The 16074-nt window shown below is 26.0% G+C and carries 15 protein-coding genes; 8 read left to right on the top strand and 7 right to left on the bottom strand.

The window, feature by feature from the left end:
* The first annotated feature begins 14 nt into the window (after positions 1-14).
* Genes AAHM83_RS01255 through AAHM83_RS01240 form a run of 4 tightly spaced genes read left to right on the top strand, consistent with a single transcriptional unit; the run spans position 15 to position 3551 of the window.
* Positions 15-707, top strand: a complete 693-nt coding sequence (locus tag AAHM83_RS01255; RefSeq protein ID WP_342262208.1) for an alpha/beta hydrolase — start codon at positions 15-17, stop codon at positions 705-707.
* 40 nt (positions 708-747) lie between these two features.
* Complete coding sequence (locus tag AAHM83_RS01250) at positions 748-1470, top strand: hypothetical protein (protein WP_342262207.1); 723 nt, start codon at positions 748-750, stop codon at positions 1468-1470.
* Entirely contained in the window at positions 1463-2155 is a 693-nt protein-coding gene (locus AAHM83_RS01245) for a hypothetical protein (RefSeq protein WP_342262206.1), read from the top strand. The genes AAHM83_RS01250 and AAHM83_RS01245 overlap by 8 nt, the downstream gene beginning before the upstream one ends.
* Positions 2156-2189: 34 nt before the next feature.
* Complete coding sequence (locus tag AAHM83_RS01240; protein ID WP_342262205.1) at positions 2190-3551, top strand: terminase large subunit domain-containing protein; 1362 nt, start codon at positions 2190-2192, stop codon at positions 3549-3551.
* A 65-nt stretch (positions 3552-3616) separates the two neighbouring features.
* On the opposite strand, the gene AAHM83_RS01235 is transcribed toward AAHM83_RS01240, so the two are convergent.
* The 5 genes from AAHM83_RS01235 to AAHM83_RS01215 form a co-directional block, all read right to left on the bottom strand.
* Positions 3617-3742, bottom strand: coding sequence for a hypothetical protein (locus AAHM83_RS01235; RefSeq protein ID WP_342262204.1), 126 nt, complete (start codon positions 3740-3742; stop codon positions 3617-3619).
* A gap of 75 nt (positions 3743-3817) precedes the next feature.
* Entirely contained in the window at positions 3818-6112 is a 2295-nt protein-coding gene (locus AAHM83_RS01230) for a DNA gyrase subunit B (RefSeq protein WP_342262203.1), read from the bottom strand.
* A 245-nt stretch (positions 6113-6357) separates the two neighbouring features.
* Positions 6358-7017 carry a hypothetical protein gene (locus tag AAHM83_RS01225; protein WP_342262202.1) on the bottom strand — a complete coding sequence of 220 codons (660 nt, stop codon included), beginning with the start codon at positions 7015-7017 and terminating at the stop codon, positions 6358-6360.
* Between the two features lie 2 nt (positions 7018-7019).
* Positions 7020-8096, bottom strand: coding sequence for a type II secretion system F family protein (locus tag AAHM83_RS01220; RefSeq protein WP_342262201.1), 1077 nt, complete (start codon positions 8094-8096; stop codon positions 7020-7022).
* Positions 8097-8160: 64 nt separating this feature from the next.
* Complete coding sequence (locus tag AAHM83_RS01215; RefSeq protein WP_342262200.1) at positions 8161-9435, bottom strand: GspE/PulE family protein; 1275 nt, start codon at positions 9433-9435, stop codon at positions 8161-8163.
* Positions 9436-9588: 153 nt separating this feature from the next.
* Between AAHM83_RS01215 and AAHM83_RS01210 the strand changes: the two genes are divergently transcribed.
* From AAHM83_RS01210 to AAHM83_RS01200, 3 genes are read left to right on the top strand one after another with little or no spacing between them, the layout of a single operon-like run.
* Entirely contained in the window at positions 9589-10074 is a 486-nt protein-coding gene (locus tag AAHM83_RS01210; protein ID WP_342262199.1) for a hypothetical protein, read from the top strand.
* Positions 10071-11120, top strand: a complete 1050-nt coding sequence (locus tag AAHM83_RS01205; protein WP_342262198.1) for a hypothetical protein — start codon at positions 10071-10073, stop codon at positions 11118-11120. Before AAHM83_RS01210 ends, AAHM83_RS01205 begins: the two co-directional genes overlap by 4 nt.
* A 7-nt stretch (positions 11121-11127) precedes the next feature.
* Complete coding sequence (locus AAHM83_RS01200; protein ID WP_342262197.1) at positions 11128-12243, top strand: GTPase; 1116 nt, start codon at positions 11128-11130, stop codon at positions 12241-12243.
* A gap of 172 nt (positions 12244-12415) precedes the next feature.
* On the opposite strand, the gene AAHM83_RS01195 is transcribed toward AAHM83_RS01200, so the two are convergent.
* On the bottom strand, positions 12416-12925 hold the full coding sequence (locus AAHM83_RS01195) for a hypothetical protein (RefSeq protein WP_342262196.1): 510 nt from the start codon (positions 12923-12925) through the stop codon (positions 12416-12418).
* A gap of 45 nt (positions 12926-12970) precedes the next feature.
* On the bottom strand, positions 12971-15280 hold the full coding sequence (locus tag AAHM83_RS01190) for a valine--tRNA ligase (RefSeq protein ID WP_342262195.1): 2310 nt from the start codon (positions 15278-15280) through the stop codon (positions 12971-12973).
* A 91-nt stretch (positions 15281-15371) separates the two neighbouring features.
* On the opposite strand from AAHM83_RS01190, the gene AAHM83_RS01185 reads away from it, so the two are divergent.
* Positions 15372-16073: a hypothetical protein gene (locus AAHM83_RS01185; RefSeq protein WP_342262194.1), complete on the top strand. Its 702-nt coding sequence runs from the start codon at positions 15372-15374 to the stop codon at positions 16071-16073.
* The last annotated feature ends 1 nt before the right edge of the window (position 16074 follow it).

Below are 16074 nucleotides of genomic sequence, written 5' to 3'. Positions count from 1 at the left end.
TAAGACATATCAAGATGTATTATAATAATTATTCTCAAAGAAAGCATGATGTTATGCTTGAAAGTCCTTACGGATTACTTGAAGGTGTTTTTTATCAAGTTAAAAACTTACAAGATAAGCTTGCTCTTATTCTTCCTCCTGATCCTAACCATAAAGGAACCATGAACAATAAAATTGTCAACATGCTGTTTAACGCTTTTGAATCTAATGGTTTTACGACTTTGAAAATTAACTATAGGGGTGTTGGCAAGTCTCAAGGCAGATCTTTAAATAACGAAGATAAAATTACCGATGCCTTAATCTCTTTAGATTGGCTTATTAAAAAATGCGAATCTAATGAGATTCCTCATCCTCAAATTTGCTTGGCTGGTTTCAGTTTAGGTGGCTGGATTGCTTTACAGTCTGCTATGAGGAGGCCTGAAATCGATAACTTTATAACTATTAACACTTTGCTTGATCCTTCTTCTTTTAACATGCTTACTCCTTGTCCTAGTGGTTTGATTGTTCAAGCAGAAAAAGATGTTATATCTAAAGCTGATATTGCTAAAAGATTTCATTCTCAATTAATTTCTCAAAAAGGTTGTGTCATAGATTATAAAATTATTGATGATGACCACTATTTTTCTAACCAATTTGATGATCTTAAAACTAAAATAAATATGTATATCAAATCTATTAGTTTTAAGACTTCTAAAAATTTATTTTAATTTTATTGAAATAAAAATTTTTTTTGCATAATATCGAACTATGCAATTTTTTAAATCCCATTGCTGTAATGATGATGTTATTTTAATTAAAGTTAAGAGTTTTGATTGTTTTTGTTTTGATAATATTTCTTTAATTACCAATAGATTTACTGGTATTGGAGCTAATTATGTTTTGCTTTTTAATGAAAGTAATGATTTTAAAATTTTCAATTCTGATGGCCATGAATTAGCTTTCTGTGAAAGTGCTATTGCTTGTTTTGTTAAATACTTGAACTGTGATTACTCTGTTTTGAACTCTCAATTAGGAAAAATTCTTGTTAAAAATTTAGAAGAGGAAAAAACTTTAATTGAACTTCCTAAAAAATTCTTTATAAAAAAAACAAAAGATTTTTTTATTTTGGAGCATGATTTTATTAAAAAAAGATTTTTCGATCATTTAATTTATAAATTTTTTATTGTTGATGATTGTTCAAAGATTAATCTTGAAATTTATAGAGAGTTAAATTTTGTTGTTTCTTTTTTATCTCATCATAATAGTTTTTGGAATATAAGAACAATAAAACCAAACCAAAAAGAATCTTTTTCTTGTTGTTCAACCGCTTTTGTTGCTTATAATTTAATAATTCATCTTGGACACAAAAACTTTTACATAAAATATAATAATCAAAAAATTTTTTATAAAACAGACTCAGAGAAAACCTTTCAGGTTGCCAACACACAAACAGTTGCAGAAATTAAAGTTTTACAGGGGGTTTATGAATAAATATTTTAAAGCAAACGCGTTAGGCAATAATTTTATTTTGATTCAAACAAATCATTTAGATAAAATAAACAGCAATTTTATTTTAAAAATAAACAATTATTATTCTGGTATTGGAGCAAATCAAGTTTTAGCTATTGACCTTGAAAACAATGTGAAAATTTGGGATGAAGATGGTAGTGAAGCTCGTTTATGTGGAAATGGTCTTAGATGCTTAGCAAAATTATTAAATAAACCTGAAGTTGTTTTTCATACTAGATTAGCTGGAGATGTTTTTTTAAAAAATATTAATGATGATCTTGTTTCCTTACAAATTACTCAAAAACCTCAATTATCTTTTGATAAAGATCATTATCTTGTTAATGTTGGAAATTTAAATAAAATTTTTTTTGTCCAAGATAATTTATCTATAGATATTAATTCTTATGCTAATAACACCTATAATTATTCTTTTATTTCTAATAAAGAAAATAAATGGCATATTAGAACAATAGAAAGTTGTACTAAACAAGAAACATATGCTTGCGGATCTGCTGCTTTAGCTTCTGCCTTCGTTCTAAAATATCTTAATCATAAAGATCTAACTTTAAACTATAAACTTGGAGCTATTTCTCATTTATTTGAAAATAATAATCTAATTCAAATTGGTCCTGCTAAAATTATTGCTGAAATATTATTATTTAATTGACTTTTTTCACTGTTTTTTTATTAAAATATTATCAATGCTTAGTTTTGTTAAAAAATTTTATGAAGTTAACATAAAATGTAATAAAAATTATCAAGAGCCATCTTTCTCAGATTTTGCTATAAAAAAAATTTCATCAGAACTTAATCAACAATTATTAAATGCTTTAAAAAAAGAATATTCCTCTCGATTCTCTATTTATAACAATCAATTAGAAGATTCATGGGATCAAACAGCTAGAGAAAAACAAAAATTACCAGAAGGAGATTGGTTTGCTTGGCTCATATTAGCTGGCAGAGGATTTGGAAAAACAAGAGCTGGCGCTGAAGCGATTAAAAAATTAGTTTTATCTCAAAAGTACAAAAAAATTGCTTTAATTGGAGAAACTTTTGATCAAATAAGAAACGTTATGATTGAAGGAGAAAGCGGTCTGTTAAATTTAAATTACGGAAATTTACACCCCACTTATTTAAAATCACAAAAACAAATTATTTGGCCAAATGGTGCTATTGCCACATTTTATAGCGCTGAAAACCCTGAACAATTACGTGGACCTCAATTTGATTTAGCTTGGATAGATGAATTAGCTAAATTTAATAATGATAAACAAGTTTGGGATCAATTAATGTTTTGTTTAAGGTTAGGAAAAAAACCAAAAGTTATAATTACTACAACTCCTAGGCCAAAAAATCTAATTTTTGAACTTCAAAAAAGGACTGATGTCTACTTAACACAAGGAAACACTTTTGAAAACAAACAAAATTTATCAGAAAGTTTTTTAAAAATAATAGAAAAAGAATATGGAAATACTAAATTTGGCAAACAAGAAATTTTTGGAGAATTATTAGATAAAGATGATAATCAACTGTGGACTAACAATAATTTTATATATGAAAAGATTGATCAACAACTTATTTTACAAATGAATGTTATTATTGCGATTGATCCAGCTATGACAGCAAAAGAAACCAGCGATGAAACAGGTATTATTGTTGCAGGAAAATTAAAGGATAAGTTTTATATATTAGAAGATGCAAGTGGAAAAATGAATTGCTCTTTATGGATGGAAAAAGCTTGTTTACTATATGAAAAATATAATGCTAAAAAAATTATAGTTGAAAATAATCAAGGTGGAGATGTTTTAATGTCTATGTTAAAAACATTCAAAAATTTGCCTTGGGAAAGCGTTAGAGCTAAACAAGATAAATATTCACGAGCAATTCCAATTGCTTCTTTGTATGAGCAAAAAAAGGTTATTCATAAAGAAGTTTTTCATAAGCTTGAAGAACAACTATTAAAAGCTCATTTAACTTTTCCTGATGATAGGCTAGATGCTTTAACTTGGGCCTTATTTGAATTAAATAACTTTAAAGATACCGAAAACTTTAATCTTTTATAGTCCTCTTGGTCAAAATTAAAATATATAAAAAATTTTATAAAAAAAACAAAACTTTTGATTTTTATTTAAAAACCATCTTCACCATAAAATAACGATTCTTCATCTTCTTTAGAAAGCATTGTATTAAAATCTCCAAAAAATATTATAATATCTATGTTTTTAATATCATACAAATCCTTAGATGAATCCATATAAACCTCCTTGTTTTATTAGTATCATTTGTATTATAACACATTTAAAAAAAATAACAAGACAAACAGTCAATTTTAGTCGTCATCAGTCTCTATATTCTCTAGTTGATCTATAAATTCTTTTCTTGGTAAAACATCATCTCCCATTAACTTGTTTATTAATTCATCTGCTTCTTGCTCATTGTTATAATAAACTTGACTATAATTAACCATAGCGGTTCTTTTTAAATCTTCAGGATTCATTTCACCTAATCCTTTATATCTTTCAATAACTAAATCACTACTACTTTGCTTATTAAAAAGATCATACATATCAAAAGGATTATTAAAAATTTTTGCTTCAGAAGAACCGTATTGCATTTTTATATCAGAACCCCAAAAATCTGACCAATTTTTTATTAAGTTCCAATAAGATCTTGGAATCAAATCTAAGTTCAAATCAAAGTTATAGGTTAAACCATTGATTTCATAAACAAAAGAACTGTTTTTTACTAACCACTTACCTGGTTTTATTTTTTCAACTTGTTCTAATAATAATTCGCTATTAAAATCATCTTTTGAATTAAATTTACAAATTAAAAAAGCTTGAAATAAAACACTGCGGCTTTTTAAATCTTTGCCTACAGTTGTTAAATCAGTCAAAAACTTCTTTACTATCTCTGCATCAATTAAAGTTTCTTGATCAAAAAATTTTATTTTATCTAAATTACGATTAAAGAAAAATTCAGTTAAAGCCTCATCATTAACTAAATAAGTAATATCTGAGCCCTGTCTAATACCATATAAAGGTGGTTTTGCAACGTATAAATAGCCATTTTCAATAACAGGACGCATATACCGGAAGAAAAAAGTAACTAAAAGAGTTAAAATATGACTTCCATCCACATCAGCATCTGTCATAATAATTATTTTATTGTATTTTATTTTTGTAACATCAAAATAATCGCCAATATTAGTGCCCATAACAGCAATGAGAGACCTAATACTATCATCGTTAAGCATTTTATGAAAACCAGCTTTTTCAACGTTTAAAATTTTTCCTCTTAAACCTAAAACAGCTTGATACATTCTATCTCTAGCTTGTCTTGCGGAACCACCAGCGCTATCTCCCTCAACTAAAAACAACTCACATTTAGTAGGATCTTTTAATGTACACCCAGAAACCTTACTAGCAATAGATAAATTATTTTCTAACCCATTTTTACTTCTAAAAACCTCTTTGCTTTTTCTAGCAGCTTCTCTAGCTAAACAAGCAGTAGAAACTTTTTCAACAATTTCTTTAGCTTTATTTGGATTTTCTTCAAGCCAAGCATCTAATGAATTTGTAACAGATTTTTCAACTATACTTCTAACATTAGAGGAAACTAATTTTTCTTTAGTTTGAGATGAAAACTGAGGATCACTAACATAAATAGAAAGAACACAAACCACTCCTTCTCTGATATCATCACCACTAATTTGTAAATTTTTAAGTTTTTTTACTAAATTAGGTTCTTTGGAAATATAATTATTAACACATCTAGTTAAAGCTGTTTTAAAACCAATTAAATGAGTTCCCCCATCTGTTTGAGGAATATTGTTTGTGAAGCATCGTATATCTTCTGAGTAGCTTTTAGTCCATAAAAAACCACCAAAAACTTGAACATTCTCTTCTTTATATTCAAATTTTATATAGTCATTTATTTTCTCTTTTTTAACTAAACTTTCTACAAAGGCCTCTAAACCATTAGGTTCGTGAAAAATTTGTGAGTAATCGCACCTTTCATCTATTAATTTAATTTTTAAACCAGGGTTTAAATAAGATAATTCTTTGACTCTTTTTTCTGTTTCAGACAAATTAAAAATATTATTTTCTAAAATAGTGTGATCAGGTTTAAATTTAATAAAAGTACCCTGTTTTTTCGTTGGACCAACCTTAACTAAATCCTCAACAAGATCTCCTTTTTCAAAAGCAGCCTTATATTCATAGCCATCCTTAAAAACAGAAAGATCCAATCTATTAGATAAAGCATTAACAACAGAAACCCCAACACCGTGCAAACCACCAGAAACTTTATAAGAATCTTGGTCAAATTTACCACCAGCATGCAATTGAGTCATGATAACAATTGCAGCAGAAACACCTTCCTCTTTGTGAATATCAACAGGAATACCGCGACCATTATCTTCAACGCTAGCAAAACCATCTTTGTAAAAAACAATTGTTATTTGAGAGCAGTGATTAGCTAAATGTTCGTCTATACAATTATCAAGAACTTCTTTTAGCATTTGAAAAACACCATGTTCAAGATTACCAATATACATACCTGGTCTAGTACGGCAGGCCTCTAAACCTTTTAAAACTTTAATAGAACTTGAGTTATAAGACATATCAAGTTAAATCATACCATTAAAACAGAACATAAAACATATCATAAAAGATAAAAACATGTTGACAAATAAATAAATTTAAATATAATTTTTATAGGGTTTGTAATATTTAAACAAATATAAAGAAATTTTGCTTGTAGTATATAGAAACATATACGACTCTCCCTTGTTCAAATATTTTAACAAGCTCGTTTTTTTATAAAAAAAAGCTTCATTTCTAGTATGATAAAAAAAACAAACAAAAATCAACAAAAATTTTTAACATAAAAAGATAAAACCAAAAAAAACATGCCAAACCCAGCATAATAACAAGATTTTTTCAAACAATTAAAGTTTTTTTCATAATTTAATGATTTATAAGAAAAGAGTAAATTAGTAAACTCAGCACTGCCGCAAACACAGTTATATTCCAAATCACTTTCCATAACACAATCTGAAACAACCTCATTGTCAAGCTGAAATAAAGATAAAATCTCTCGTAATGTTTTTTTTGAAATATATTCTAATTCAGATTTGCCAACACAAAAAACAGAGATAAACTCACCATCTGCATATTCGTTTAAAATTTTAAAAGCCTCATCATAGTCACTTTTAAAAACACAAGGAAAACCATCGATAAAGCCATAAAAAAAAGAATCGTTCTCAGAAATAAAAACATATTTATAGTTTTTAGCTAAATCAAATAAATTGTAAAAAAAGACAGCTTTCTCATATTGAAGCCAACCAATCATTTCATCTTCAACTTCAACAGAAAGAATTTTATCCTTTTGAACAAAAATCAAGGTGTTTTCTGATTTTTCTCTTACTTTTTCTTTTATATAACTTTTCTTTTGAAAAAAACCCAAATCTTCTGGAATAAACTCTAATTCATATTCTTGGCTAGTAGAGTATTTGTTATAATCCATAATCAAACTCCAACTCCATATAAAGGAATAAAGAAACAAGAAATAAAACAAACAAGAAATAAAGCAATAAAAACAATTAAAAAAACAGGTAAAATTACAATAATACTTGAAGTTAGATTATCTAATTTAGATTTAAATAAATTTTCGCCAATTTCAAAAGAACTTAATAAATTATTAGCTTTTTCACCCGTACGTAATATGTCTAAAAACAGAGTAGGAGTAAAATTAAAGGAGTTAAGTCCACAACTTAATTCATTCCCTGTTAATAATTTTTTTTTAGCGTTTTGAAGAACAGATTTAAACCTATATGTAGAGCAAGAATCAATAGATATATCTAAAGCTTCTCCAACAGATAAACTGTTTTTTAAAGAAATTTTCATATAATAGCAAAAAAGATAAATATTTGAATATATTAAAAAATTTCGAATAAAAGGAATTTTTAAACAAACAAACTCAAATAAATTACTTTTAAATCTATAAAGAAAAAACAAGACCAAAAGAGAAAAGAAAAAAAAAGAAAAAAAAAGTTCCAACCCAAACAAAACTCTTTTTACTAAAACAAAATTTAGCAAAGCGTCTTCATTTAATTCGATCATACAATCTATCATTGAAGGAACAACAAACCTAGAAAAAGTTATTAAAGTAGAAAAAAAAGCAAAAAAAGTAAAAACAGGATAAAACAAAGTTCTAAATAGTTCTGATTTTTGATTTTGATTTTTTTCTAAAAATTCAACGACTAATTTCAAACTGCCTAAAAAATCATTGTTTTTTTCACCAGCCTTCATAATATTAACAACAGTTTCAGAAGTTATATTTGCATTTTTTAAAGCTAATGAAAAAGAAGATCCTTTTTTTACGCTATTGATCATGTTTATAAAAGCTTCTCTTTGATTAGAAATAGAATGCAAAGAAGATTCCAAACATTGCACAATATTATCGTATACATTAAAAAATTCAAAAACAGACTTAAAAAAGATTAAAACTTCCGAATTTGTTACTTTTCTCTTATTAAAAACACAATTTTTAAAAGACATAAAATCTTTTAAATAAAAAGTTGAATAAAATACCTTTGTTTTCAAAATCCCCCCCTTTTTTTAATTTAAATAAAAAAAATAAAAACAATTAATTTAAAAATAACTGTTATTAGCCTAAAACTCTTTTAATTTCAAATTCATCTATTAAACCAGATAATAAAAGTTTTTTCGCGTTGTTTTTAAGATCATCTTTAATAAAACTAAGATCGTTTTTTCTAATAAGATCCTTCATTTCTTCATTAAAAAACAAAGCATCTATTAATAAAACTAACTGATCATCACAAGAACTTCTTAAAAGCCTTTGTGAAAAAACACTAATTAAAGATTCTGCTAAAAGAATGTTAGATACCCCCATATCTAACAACCTAGTAACGGCTCCTTTTGTTGAATAAGCATGAAGAGTAGATAAAACTTTATGCCCAGTTAAAGCAGCTTGAACAGCAATTTTTGCAGTATCACTATCTCTAATTTCACCTAAAAAAATAACATCAGGGTCTTGCCTTAAAATAGACTTCATGCCTTCAAAAAAAGAAAGTCCATTTTCAGAAACATTGGTTTGAATGATACCAGGAACTCTATATTCAACAGGATCTTCCAATGTCATAATTGTTAAATTTTTTTTAGAAATTTCGCTAATAATAGAATGAATTAAAGTTGTTTTTCCAGAGTTAGTAGGACCAGTAAAAAGAATTAACCCATTAGGATAGTCAATTACTTTTTCAACTATTTCAATAATATTTTCAGGAAGATTCATTTTTCTAAAATTATTAACATTTTTTTTTTCAAGAACTCTTATAACAAAACGTTCACCTAAAAAAGTTGGATGAGTGGATACTCTAAAATCAACAACCTCTCCTCTAAATATTTTAAAAAAAGAAGAAGTTTGAGGTAATAACTTTTTAGATGTATCCATCAAAGATAAAACTTTAAAACACAATAATAAACATTCAAATTGTGATTTGCTTAAAACACAATAATCAAAAAGCATAGTGTTTTTCTTTACTTTAATAGATCCTTCAGTTTCATTAATGATGTTAAAATGAATATCAGAAATATTATTCAGTATAGATTCCGTTAATAAAAAATCAAGAATAGCCCGAATAGGAGCATCTTTATTGAAAATTCGAGTGTCTTTCCATTTTTTATAATTTTTTATTAAGTAAAATTTTTCATTTAATAAATCCAGGTCAATTTCTTTTTTTATTATATTTAAATCTTTTGTTTGATCTTCATTTCTGGTAAACACATACAACTTGGAGTCTTGAATAAAAACAGGAACTCTTTTTTTTATAACAGAAAAGAAGTTTTCAAACAAATCTGGATCAATTAAAATTGATTCAGGATTAACCTCTAAGAAATTTTCCATATTACTGAACACTATCATTTATACATAAATATAAAATAATAGCAATAATTAAGCATGTGGAAATTGTGGAAAACTAAAAATTAATTGAAAAAAAAGAAAAAAAACCCCTATAAGTTTTCAACTTTTTGTTTAGAATTTGTACATTTATTTTATTTTTGATAGCATTCCTGTATGAATTTTCATTATTTTTATTCAAAAATTTTAACTTTTGTGGATTATTTAAAAAAAAAGAAAATAATTCTTTTAATCTTTTTAGGTTTTGTTTTTGCAGGTGGTATTTGTCTTTATCTAAAGCATTCTTTTGAATTGGAATCTTCTAGCGCTTATTTAGATTATATATCTGGAAAATCTGAAGATTTTTTAAAAAATAAACAGTTTGGTTTTTATGAAAGAATTAGGCAAATTATTTTAGAAAAAGATAAAGAAAAAAAAGAAATAAAGAAACTGGCGCAAAAGAACGATTTATTTAAAAAGTATTTGAAATTTTTAAATCAATTAGATGGAATTTTTGGAGATGATTTTGATTCTATTTTAGAAGCAAGCGAATGGAGAAACTTGTTAATTCTTTCTAAAATTTTTTATGGTAAGTCTTTTCAAGAAGGAAAAACACCATTTTTTTTAAATGTTTTAATTCAGTATAAAGGAGAAAAAAAATGAAATTATTAAGTTTTTTATTGTTTAACTTTAGTTTTTTTGTTGCAAGAATAGCCGTAAAGTCAGAAACAACTAACAGTAAAAAAAGCACGTTTGGAGATGTTAGTGAAGAAACAGATGTTTCAGTGGTTGAACCTCAAACAGGGTTTTCTAATTTTTTAAAAACGCCAAAAAAAGGAATCATTTTAAAATTAGTTGGTGAAAATTATATTGGTTTTTCAGAAGAAAATGCTATTAATATTTTCAACATAAAAAACAATCAACACACAGTTATAAAATTTAAGGATATGAATAGAACTGATAAAATTCATTGTTTTTGTTGTGACTCTAAATATATTTATGTGAAATTTAGAAAATATATAAGAGTTTTTGATCATGGTGGAAATGAAATTGCAAGTTATAATTTTAAAAACAATGAATATTATGGAATGGATCTTTACGTCGATAATAATCGTTTTTATTTAGTCTCTCATAATAAAGAAATTTTGGGTTTCAGGTTCGATGCTCCTATGAGAAAAATTAATTTGATATTCTATAACAATGATTTTTATTCCTCTAAGTTAGGTAATTTTAGATTTGTTCTTGGACAAGATCTTTATATTTTAAATGGAAAAAGACTTGCGGTTATTCATAAATTATCTGGAAAAGTTTTAAAAAATAATTATTTGGATTATTTATTTGACAATATGGTTTTGTTAAAAAACAGTGTTTTTTTGTATGGTAAAAAAAAGTTTATTTCAATGAAATTATCAGATTTTTCGATGGTTTATAACAATAATATTGATTTGTTTAAGTCTCCTATTGTTATTGATTCTAATATCCTAAAATTTGGAAAAAAAACTTATGATGGAATTTATCTTTATAATTATTTTTTCAAAAATTTGTTTTTTAGATATTCTCAAAACACTTACGATTCTAGGTGTTTTTTGATCAAAAAAGGCAAGGTTTTTGAATTTATTTTAAGAGATTTTGCTATTTCGCATGTTTTTTATTCAAACAACACATTAATTTTGGTTGATATAAAATCAAAAAAGATTAAACTAGTCTAAGTTAATTATGTTCAAAAATTCATTTAATATTTTTTTAGTTGGTAGACCTAATGTTGGAAAATCCTCAATTTTTAATTTTCTTTTATCTAAAAATGAGGCAATTACTCGAGATGAGGATGGCACAACTTTAGATTGGAGATCTCATAAAATAGGCAATATAACGCTTTGGGATACTCCTGGTGTTTTCAAATTTGAAAATTTACCAGCTAAGGTTGATTATATATATTTCGTTGTAGAAAACGTACTTCTTGATTATGATAAAAAACTATATTTAGAGCTAAAGTCTAAATTTGAAAATATTTTAGTAATAGTGAATAAAATAGATAAAGGAGAGGATTTTGATTATTCTTTTTTTGATCAGCATATCAAAATCTCGTTAAGATCTCGTTTTAACATATATAAATTAAAAGATATGTTTATGGATCATTATAAAGAAACACCTTCTTTAGAAAAGAAAATTTGGGCCGTTATGGGTAAGCCTAACGTGGGCAAGTCTTCTTTAATTAATTCTTTGTTAAAATTTGATCTACACAAAGTAAAAGATGAAGATGGAACCACAAAAGAGTTTTTACCCGTAGATATAGACGACAACGTTTTGTTAGATACTCCAGGACAGCGACATAATGCATTTTTCCCTAGATATAACAACGTTTTCGGTATTATGGTTATAACCAACCTGGAAAATGAAAAGCAAGATTTTAGGATGATTAATTTAGCTATTAAGCGAAACAAGCCGGTTTTTCTTGTTATTAATAAGATTGATTTAATTAATAATAATAAAAAATTGGCAGAAATAAAAAACAAGTATGAGAGAATCTTTAATATTCCGATTTTATGCATTTCTTGTTTGACAAAAGTTAATTTACACTCTATAAGAAATTTAATGAAGTCGATGGAATCAAGTTTTTATAAAAGAATTTCGACTTCTACTTTGAATACTTGGCTTGTTTCTTATATAAAACCGTTAGAACCCAAGATTAAATTCATTTCTCAGATTGAAACAGCATATCCTAAATTTTTTATAAATTCGGAAATTGCTAGAGATAAAGAAATCATGTTAAAGAAAAAATTATCCAATCATTTTGGTTTTTGTGGAATTCCTATGAAGATTATTTTTAAATAATTTTGTAATTTTTATGCTAAAAAAACGTTAAAAAAGGCTTAAAAACAGTTGAAATTTGAACTTTTTTTATGCGTTTTTGTATCTAAATTTTTTATTTTTGTTCTTTTTAAAAGTAACTTTAAAAAACTAATGTTTTGACGTGTTGGAAAGGTTTTTTTTTTATAAAACATATTTATTTTTTAGGTTTAATTTTGCTTTTTTTAGCTTTTTCTATTCTTTCTATTTGTTTTTCATCATTTTTTTGAACAAATTCTTTTTGATTTTTTTCTATTTGTTTTCTTTTTTCTATCAATTCTTTTAGTCTTTTTTCTATTGATTTTGATGTTTTATATGCGTGATATTCTTGTTTTTTGAAACTAATTATTTTTCTTTGTTCATCTAATTCTATAATTAAAAGTGTTCCTGATTTTATTTTTCCTCTTAATGGAAAAACTGGATATATAGATCTTACTGATTTGAAATAATACAACGTGTTTGTTTGGCCTGGAATTATTAGTGGTTTTCCTAGAATGTTTAAAACTTCACTTTCGCTTTGTCCTACGTATATATCTCCTTCTTCTAATTCATCTAAATTGTGTCCGTTTATTATTTTATTTTCTTTTGATCTATCTTTTTTTGTTTTTATTTCTATTGTTGCTATTATTAAAAATGTTAACAAAAAATTTTTTATTTTATTTTTCATCTTGCTCTTATTTTCTTTTATTTTAATTTTATCGTCAATATCGTTTCATTTTATTAATTTTTTTAATTGGTTTATTTCTTCTAATTTTTCTTCTGTGTTTTTATTTCTGTTTTTCCATTCTTCTACAATGTTGTTTGGTACGCTTTTTGCTGTTTCTATCTTTTTTGTTAGTTCTAATCTTTCTTTTTCTAGTTCTTTATTCTCTTTTTCTATTGCTTCTTTTACTTTTTCTATATGCTCTTTTTCTATGAAGATTTTTTCTTGTTCTAAAATTATTGCAAAATTTGATGTTTTTTCATTTTTTATTTTTGTATAATTTTCAATTAATTTTTCTTCAAATTCTATATAAAATGTTTTTATATCACTGTGTTTTTTTATTTTTCTTAAAAACTTTGTGATTTTTATTACTTTTTCAAAGTTTGTTTCTTTTTTTGTTATTGTTATTTTTTTATTTTCTTTTGGGAGAATTTTTTCTATTGTTAATGGTAAAAATGGTTGTCCTATTTTTAATATTTCGTAAAAATAATTTATTGCTTTTGTGCTTGGGTTTTCTTTTAGTCCTTCTATATACCAATTGCAATAATGATTCCACATTAAGTCATAAAATAGCTCTGCTGCTTTTTGAAATTCGTATTCTTCTATGTTTGTTTCTATTTCTTGTTTATATTCAAAAATTTTTGTTTCTATCCAACTATCTAAATTTTCATTTTCTTTATAATTTTTGTTCATATATTTTGTTAAAAATGTTTCTGCATTTCTTATTTTTGTTATGAAATTTCTTGATAGTTCTACTTCTTTTTCGTTTAGTTTTATATCTTTGTTTCCTGCTGTGTTTTTTAATAATGTGAATCTTAAGGCATCTTCTCCATATTTTTCATTTAATTCTATTGGATTTATTACATTTCCTTTTGTTTTTGACATTTTTTCGTTATTTTTATCTCTCACTATTCCGTTGAAATAAAGTTTTTTGAATGGGTTTTTATTGTATAAATATAGGCTGAACATTATCATTCTTGCTACCCAAAAAAACAAGATGTCTTTTCCTGTTATTAATACATCTATTTTTTCTTCTGTTAAATTTGCCCATAATGCTGATGAAAACCAGGTGTCTAAAACGTCTGTTTCTTGTTTTAGTTCTTCCTTATCAACTTTTGCTTTGTTTGCTGCTTCTTCTTTTGTTGTTTCGCAAATTATTTCGCCTTCTTTTGTATACCATATTGGTAGTTGATGTCCCCACCATATTTGCCTTGAAATGCACCATGGTTTTATGTTGATCATCCAATTTTTGAATGTGTTTTTTAAATATTCTGGGTAAAATTTTACTTCTTCTATGTTTTCTAATGCTTGTTTCGCCATTGTTGATACATCTAAAAACCACTGTTCTGTTAGTATCATTTCTAATGGAACTCCTGATTTTTCTGTGTATTTTTTTATTCCTTCCCATTCTTTTTCTTCGTAATTTATTTGGTTTTCTTTGAAAATTTTTATAATTTCTTTTTTTGCTTCTTCTATTGTTAATCCATCTAATTCTTTTATTGTGTTATATAGTTTGCCTTCTTCGTTTATTATGCTTATTAATTCTAATTTGTGTTTTTCTCCTATTTCGTTATCTAAAGAATCATGTGCTGGTGTTACTTTTAATACTCCTAATCCTTTATCTGCTTGGCATAGTTCGTCTAAAATTACTGGAATTGCTTTGTTTATTAGTGGTATTAAAAATTTTTTTCCTTCTAATTTTTTTGCTCTTGGATCTTCTGGGTTTAGGCATAATGCTACGTCTGCAAATATTGTTTCTGGCCTTGTTGTGGCTACATATAATGATTCTTCTTCTTTGTTTTCTGCTTTATATTCAATTATATATATTTTGCTTTTTTCTACTTTTTCTATTACTTCTAAATCTGAAATTGCTGTTTTGCATTTTGTATCCCAGTTTGTTATTTTTAATTTTTTTTCTATTAATCCATCTTTATAAAGTTTTACAAAAGCTTCTCTCACTCTTTTTTGATGATCTTCGTCCATTGTGAAGTGTCTTACATTCCAATTCATATCAAATTTAAAGTTATCTACTTGTTTTTGAATTAACTCTTCTGCTTCTATTTTCCATTCTTGAATTTTTTCGTTGAATTTTTCTCTTCCTAATTCTTTTCTTGATTCGCCTTTCTCTGCTAATTTTCTTTCTACCACATATTGTGTTGCTATTCCTGCATGGTCTAGTCCTAGGATCCATTCTGTTTTGTATCCTTTTGCTTTTTTATATTGAATTAAAAAATCTTGAAGTGCCCAATTAAAATAATGACCTATGTGGAGTGATCCTGTTATGTTTGGAGGAGGCAGCAATGTTATAAAATTTTTCATCCTGAAATTTTAACAAAAACTTCATAATCTTAATATCTTTTGTTTTTTTTATTATTGCTTCGCTATTATTATTTTTTTAATATTTTTTTATATGAATTTATTATTTAAAATATCTGGTGAATTTTTTTCTGCTTCTAATGATTTAACCAATGATGGCGTTCTTTTTTTTAATACATTAAAGGAAAGTGAGATTACTTCTGGATACATGGTTGTTGGTGGGGGTAATAGAATTAGAGGGGGGCAAATTGATGTTTCTTCAAGCAGAAATTCTCCTGCTCTTACTCGAAATACTTCTGATAAACTTGGCGTTTTAAGCACTTTATTTAATTCTTTTTTGTTGAGTGAGTTTTTGAATTTTATGGGATTTAAATCTGTTGTTTTGACTCATTTTTCTGATTTTGGGGTTAAATATTCTCCTGAAGTTGCTATTTCTTATTTTGATCAGGGGTATTGGGTTATTTTTGGTGGGGGGCTTGGTTCTGTTGGGTATGTTAGCACTGATTTAAGTTCTGTTATCAAATCTCTTGAAGTTGGTGTTGATGCTATGGTTAAAGTTACTAAAGTTGATGGGGTTTATGATATGGATCCTTCTCTTAATGATTCTAAAATTTTAAATAAGGTTTCTTATAGCCATATTATTGAAAAAAAATTATCTGTTCTTGATTTATCTTCTGTTTCTATTGCTTCTGAAAATCAGCTTCCTATTGGTGTTTGTTCTGTTAAAAATTTTAAATCTTTTTTGAAGAAAGAAGATGGTTCTGTTGGTAGTATTATTGGTTATGATTGGAGATGAA

The sequence above is a fragment of the Alphaproteobacteria bacterium endosymbiont of Tiliacea citrago genome (assembly GCF_964031065.1).
Classification (GTDB): domain Bacteria; phylum Pseudomonadota; class Alphaproteobacteria; order CAJXXZ01; family DAHXLG01.
This window is presented reverse-complemented; position numbering and strand designations above follow the sequence as displayed.